Below are 5,880 nucleotides of genomic sequence, written 5' to 3'. Positions count from 1 at the left end.
TATAGAATTAGCAACAAATTTCATAAAGCAAAGTAGCTTTTACAATACAACTCTAGATAATACAAATGCCTTTAACCCAGATAAGAAGCAATATGAGGATAGGTATATGTATGCTTCAAAGGCATATGATAATTCAGATTTTTACAAAGATAATTTGTATATTAAAACAAACCCTGGCATATTAGATTATACAAGATCAACCATATATGGTCTAGGCGGATTTGCAGTAGGTGGGATTGAAGGACTTACTGATTTGGGAAATATTATCTTACACCCAGTAGATGCTATAAATGGTTTAGATAATGCTTTTTATCACCCTATCCTAACAGCTAAAAATGTAAATGCAAACATACAAGAATTCATAGCTAAAAATTTTGTAGATAGTGTCTTAGGTGATCAAAGTTCTATAAATTATAGAAGTTATCACGCACTAGGTGAAAATATAGGTTCTCTTGGAGCAGTTGGTAAAGTAGGACAAATAGCAAAAAATAGTAGCAAACTAGCAAATATTGGTAAAAATAGCAATAACATAGTTAAAAACAATATGTCAAATGATACTAAATCAACTACTACAAATTCAAACAATAACGCAAACAATTGGAACAATAATGGTAATGATGGAATAGTTCTTGCTGGGGGAAGTGAGATTGTAAATGATATTACAAAAGAAAGTATAGATATAAAATTGAATAACTATCTTTTAGACCCAACACATAAAACAGGAGCTACTAAGGCTCAATGGTTTAAAGAAGCATTGGGTTTTACAAAAACAAATGCCGATGATTTAGCAAGGCAAATCAAATTTGATGAAAAAGTAGCAATAAAAACTGAATTAACACAATATGGACAAAAATACGAACAAATTATTCCTATTGTTGGTGCTAATAGTAAAAACATTGATGTAAAATTTGTTTGGATAAAAAATAAAGATGGGAATATTAGGTTGATAACAGCTATTCCGACGAAAAAGTAGGATATAAAATGTTTAATGAACTAGATGTTGTAAAAGCTAAATACAATATTTATTTAGTAAAAGATAAAAGTGGTTATTTTATTACTCATTGTAAAAGTAAAATTGGCAATGAAGATGTTATTTTTATTATTAAAAAGGGAACTATGGGAACAATCGTAATGGATTATAATACAACAGATTGTGAAGTTGAGTTTTTTGATGAAAATGATAATGTAATTAAAATAAGTGAATTTGGATACACTTTGACATTAAATAAAAAATATTTAACATTATATAATTTGCCTACCACAACAACTACATTAAAGGACAAAAATGACAAATAAAACCATAGGTAATTGCAATGTTCTTAACATATAAAACCAAAGAACGAGATAATGGAGTTATAAATATAGGAACTTACTATGTGCCAGAAACAAAATAATTTTATAAACGACGATAAGTTTCCTGTTGCAAGATGGAAGCTGCAATATAGGAAGGATAACCGTTGAATAATAGCATTATTAGAAATATGACAAAAAAAGAGCAACTATTAATTAAAGTATTGTTTAAAAATAAACTAGATGATTATAAGAATATTTATTTCAAATACTCAAATAAAGTAGTTGAGTGGGGTGATTGTAGTGGTAGTTTTTGATTTTGTTTATGAACCAAAAATTACTCCAAAAAATAATCGTTCAACCAAGATTGCAGAAATTTCATTTTATGATATAGATAAAGTATCGTGCGAGGTCGTATTATTAGCATATATTGATAAAAAATGTCTATACAGTGTTGATGTATTAAAATTAGGAGACTCTGATTTTATTCAATTGCCTAATGATGAAAAAGATTTTGTTAAAATTAGTGATATAAATAATGCTTTAAATGGAAACTAATATGAATAGTTTAGAATTAAATAAAATTTTAATTTCAGAGTTTCCAAATTTAAAAAATGTTTATTAGGTTTTTCGGATGAACTTATAAATTATATTGCAGAAGATGATAATAATGATGAAGCGATTATTAAAGATCCAAATTGACAGATCGTCGTTAAAAAAGCACAAAATGTCATAGTTACTTGGAATAAATACAAAGAAGTATATAAAGATGTATAAATTATTTAATAGCAACTTTCCAAAGGAAAGGATTATTTTGATAGACAAAAATAAATTTTATTGTAGAATTTGTGGATTAGAGCAGCTAGAGGCACCATGGGGTGATGATGACAAAACTGCTAATTTTGAAATTTGTGGCTGTTGTGGTTGCGAATTTGGTTGCGATGATTACAATATAGATGTTATTAGAGAATATAGAAAACAATGGCTGAGTGGTAAATTGAAATGGCAAAACAATGTATCATATTTTAATAGTTGGTTTCGTTCTAGTATTAAGCCTAATAATTGGTCGCTAGAAAAACAATTAAAACAAATTCCAAAGAAATTTTTGTGAGAATAATGATTGATTTTATAGATAAAAAATAGTTTCGTAAGGCGAGTATATTTGCCCGCTACAATGGTTGGTAAAGGATTAAAAATGATTAAATTTAATAAATATATAAAATTCGGCAGGCAAAATGACCACCCTACGACACTACCTTCTTCAACACGACCCAATTGGAATTAAATTATTAACTATAAAATGAAGCGTACATTTACGCGTATAGGTTTTAAGTGGTCTATATTTTCAAAATTTAGATGGTTTTTTAGTAGTATATCGCCAGAAATTTGGGTAGTAGAAAATTTGATAGTATTTATATCATCTATGAGCTAAAAAATTAGTAAATAAAATTTTATTTGCTAAAAAATGTTTTAGGGAATGGATAGCGGAATATAAAAACGACTAAATTTATAAATTTCATTTGTGCATTTACCATTTTTATTATAACCGGATGTGGTATTTCTCTAAATTTAAATGATACTAATGGCGATGAAGGAGCAAATACAGGCTATAAAATAACCACAAGTGCAGATACTTATAATAGGCAGCTTCATCAAAGAGAGATAGACTTTATAAACTCTATGGCAGATGATTATGCTGCTAAAAACAATATCTCTAAAGAGCAGGCTGTTAAAATCTTATATACTGCTGCTAGTGTGCTAGTAGATAAAGGCTCATATAATGATTTTGCTTCAAAAGAGAAATTTGAAGTAAGAGATGAAAATGACGAAATAAGTGTAATAAACTACAATGAGAAATTTTATAAATTTAATCAAGAAGATGTAAATAACGCTAAAGCATATCTGCTGGTAAATTCTAAAGAAAAATCTTTTAGAGATATATATAAAGAGGAATTTACTAAGCAAGATTACTTTACTGCTACAAAAGAGCAGTATAATAACAGCGGTTATACGCCTGATAAGAGTGTGGGGCTAGAGGATGGAAGCTTATCGTTCTTGCCAGCGCCTATTTTTTCAAAAAGTGCATTTGGCCTTTTTAAAAATACTGCGCTAAAAAACCCATTAGAAAATATAAGTTATACAAAAAAGTTTTGACCCAAATGTCAAACAAAAGTGATTACTTTCATTCGTTTCCAAATGCAGTAGATGCTTTTGCTAAATATGGCAAAAAATCGGAAATTATCGGTAATGATGGGATTAAGAGAGTAAAGATTGAAATTCAAGGTAGCCACAAAAATCACGATGGAGTGTTTGAGTATATAATAGAGCCTGATAATACAGTTAATCATAGATTTTTTAAAATAAAGGATAAATAGTATGAATTTAATAAATGATGTGATAAAAATAGAGGAATTCTTTTTTAGCAATATATGTGAAATTGCTTACGACTACGAAAATGTTATAAAGAAGATCGCGGTACTGAAAGCCAAGGGGCAAGTTATTGTCGGTGGCGATGTAATAAAGTATGATGGGCAAGCAGCTGAATATACTTATGACAATTGGAGCTTTAATTCTGAAGAATATACATATGATCTACATGAGTATTCTGCTAAAAAAGCAATTGATTACATAGAAAAATATCATAATATAGATAAAGACTGCTTTTATACTATATATACATCTGGTATGTTGTAGAAAATAATGTTGTTGAGTTTATAAATCATATACGGTTAAAGCAAGGATAAATAAGATGTTTAAACGCGTAGGCTGGTCTTTGATAGGATTTATGTGCCTACTTTACTGTATCTCTATGCTAGCTAACAAAAATGTAAAAGTAGGCGAAAAATTTTTTAAATTTGATGATACTGGCGATTTGTATTTGCTGCCAGCACTTGGTTTTTTGTTGTTGGGTATTTATGGCTTTTGGATGGCTTTTAGATCATATAAAAATGAAAAGCCAGATTTAAAATATATGTGGTGCAAAAAATGTAGAGAATTTTATCCATTAGGTAGTAAGAGATGCAAACGATGTGGTGGAAATTTAAAAAAATACTATGTCAAGAATAAAGACAAAAATAAATACCTCAAAGATGAAAAAGATAAATGGTCAAATTTTATAATGTGGATATTGGTATTTGTTGCAGTTTGGGCTTTGATAATGTTTGTGGGTGGAAAATAAAATATGTTTAATCGCATAGGTGGCTTTTTATAGGGTTTATGTGCTTACTTTACTGTATCTCTATGCTAGCTAACAAAAATGTAAAAGTTGGTGAGAAGTTTTTTAAATTTGACGATACTGGAGATTTATATTTGTTGCCAGCATTTGGATTTTTGGCGCTAAGCATCTATGGTTTTTGGATGGCTTTTAGAAAAGAACCACCAGTCGTGCAAAGGCTAGTGGGTATGTGGTGCCCTGACTGCAATAAATTTTATCATATAGGTGAAACTACTTGCGAAGAGTGCGGACAAGAGCTGCTAAAATGTTATAACACGCACTATGAAACAAGACCAAAACCAAAAACCGAGCCGCTGTTTAGATCAAAATCTAGAAATAAAAAGAGAAAGCTAAAGAGGTAAAATTATTTTTTTACTTCTGTAGTAGCAATATAAAAAGCATGGGGTAAGTGTAGATAAAATAAAAAAATGTTCATACAATAGTAGCCAGAAGAGACGGAACATATTATTACTCAAACAACCATTATGGACAAAATGGAAATGGTATCCCTTTTTATAGAGTTGGTGTATTGCCAAAAGAAACGATAAATAAAATGTTTAGAGGTATTAAATGATAGAAGTTAGAATTGATTTTGATGAAATTGATAAGATTAGAGAATTGAACTATGCTTATGGCAATCATATTCCAGAAAATATAAAAGAAAAGATGCTATATTTTTTATCGCTAAAATTAAATTTACCTCCAACTCATAATTGGGATACATTTAAAGAATTCTATCAATATTTAAATTTTAAGGAATTGCAAGAATTTAAACCAGAAGACGGTTGGGCTAGCTATGATGAATTTTTAATGATAAAAGAAGAAGATAATAAATGTGGAGTTAAAAATAAACAAGGCGTTAGGGATAATTTAAAGTTAATTTTTATAAATTTTTATAAATTTTACAAAGAACATAACGAATTAGCAAATAAATTATTAAATTTCATCAGCGATGTGAAAAGTGAAATGTTAAATTACTGTGATAAAAATAATAATGATTTTTTAAATATTACAGTAGTTATTGAAAGTTAAAAGATGAAAATAACTCAAAAAGAATAAGTTAAGTTAGAAATTTTGAAGGTGTAAAAATGTAGCATTGAATAGAAGGAGTTTGAAGTGAATAAAAAGTTAAAAATAGTTTTACAAACGGAATTTGCATGTGATAGCGTATTTTGGATATATGATGAATTTGGTGAAAACATAAATGGCGGAACATGGGTAGAGCAAGAAGAAGAAACATCTTGGGACAGTAAACATCTTGCCCAGATATAAAAATGCTCTCAATGGAAATCATGAAAGAATACAATAGTCTTTTTATAAACAATGAAAAAGAATTTAGCTATAAGGGCTTTGCTAGTCCCGAATCCGAAGCAAAA

11 protein-coding genes are annotated in these 5,880 nt (G+C 28.8%); all 11 read left to right on the top strand.

The genetic code is table 11. From position 1 onward, the window contains the following. Positions 1-973, top strand: a 973-nt coding sequence (locus UNSWCS_RS12005; RefSeq protein WP_200862624.1) for a DUF6883 domain-containing protein, incomplete at its 5' end; no start/stop codon positions are given. A gap of 8 nt (positions 974-981) precedes the next feature. After that, positions 982-1,296 carry a DUF4926 domain-containing protein gene (locus UNSWCS_RS09615; protein ID WP_035143888.1) on the top strand — a complete coding sequence of 105 codons (315 nt, stop codon included), beginning with the start codon at positions 982-984 and terminating at the stop codon, positions 1,294-1,296. Between the two features lie 297 nt (positions 1,297-1,593). Continuing rightward, positions 1,594-1,848 carry a hypothetical protein gene (locus UNSWCS_RS09610; protein ID WP_035143886.1) on the top strand — a complete coding sequence of 85 codons (255 nt, stop codon included), beginning with the start codon at positions 1,594-1,596 and terminating at the stop codon, positions 1,846-1,848. 256 nt (positions 1,849-2,104) lie between these two features. Continuing rightward, the gene (locus UNSWCS_RS09605; RefSeq protein ID WP_051267846.1) at positions 2,105-2,401 is read left to right on the top strand and encodes a hypothetical protein; all 297 of its coding nucleotides are present in this window, start codon (positions 2,105-2,107) and stop codon (positions 2,399-2,401) included. Positions 2,402-2,970: 569 nt separating this feature from the next. Next, positions 2,971-3,444 carry a hypothetical protein gene (locus UNSWCS_RS12405; RefSeq protein WP_021088333.1) on the top strand — a complete coding sequence of 158 codons (474 nt, stop codon included), beginning with the start codon at positions 2,971-2,973 and terminating at the stop codon, positions 3,442-3,444. A gap of 5 nt (positions 3,445-3,449) precedes the next feature. Then, the gene (locus tag UNSWCS_RS09595) at positions 3,450-3,665 is read left to right on the top strand and encodes a hypothetical protein (RefSeq protein WP_035143884.1); all 216 of its coding nucleotides are present in this window, start codon (positions 3,450-3,452) and stop codon (positions 3,663-3,665) included. A gap of 1 nt (position 3,666) precedes the next feature. Continuing rightward, on the top strand, positions 3,667-3,984 hold the full coding sequence (gene imm40 / locus UNSWCS_RS09590; protein ID WP_035143882.1) for an Imm40 family immunity protein: 318 nt from the start codon (positions 3,667-3,669) through the stop codon (positions 3,982-3,984). Positions 3,985-4,039: 55 nt separating this feature from the next. Continuing rightward, positions 4,040-4,468 (top strand): hypothetical protein, encoded by a 429-nt coding sequence (locus tag UNSWCS_RS09585; RefSeq protein WP_021088336.1) that lies wholly within the window; start codon positions 4,040-4,042, stop codon positions 4,466-4,468. 62 nt (positions 4,469-4,530) lie between these two features. Next, positions 4,531-4,866 carry a hypothetical protein gene (locus UNSWCS_RS09580; protein ID WP_162142149.1) on the top strand — a complete coding sequence of 112 codons (336 nt, stop codon included), beginning with the start codon at positions 4,531-4,533 and terminating at the stop codon, positions 4,864-4,866. A gap of 208 nt (positions 4,867-5,074) precedes the next feature. Continuing rightward, positions 5,075-5,536, top strand: a complete 462-nt coding sequence (locus UNSWCS_RS09575) for a hypothetical protein (RefSeq protein ID WP_021088339.1) — start codon at positions 5,075-5,077, stop codon at positions 5,534-5,536. An 84-nt stretch (positions 5,537-5,620) separates the two neighbouring features. Beyond that, the gene (locus tag UNSWCS_RS11885) at positions 5,621-5,776 is read left to right on the top strand and encodes a hypothetical protein (RefSeq protein ID WP_021088335.1); all 156 of its coding nucleotides are present in this window, start codon (positions 5,621-5,623) and stop codon (positions 5,774-5,776) included. The last annotated feature ends 104 nt before the right edge of the window (positions 5,777-5,880 follow it).

Source organism: Campylobacter concisus UNSWCS, assembly GCF_000466685.1.
Lineage (GTDB): Bacteria > Campylobacterota > Campylobacteria > Campylobacterales > Campylobacteraceae > Campylobacter_A > Campylobacter_A concisus_A.
This window is presented reverse-complemented; position numbering and strand designations above follow the sequence as displayed.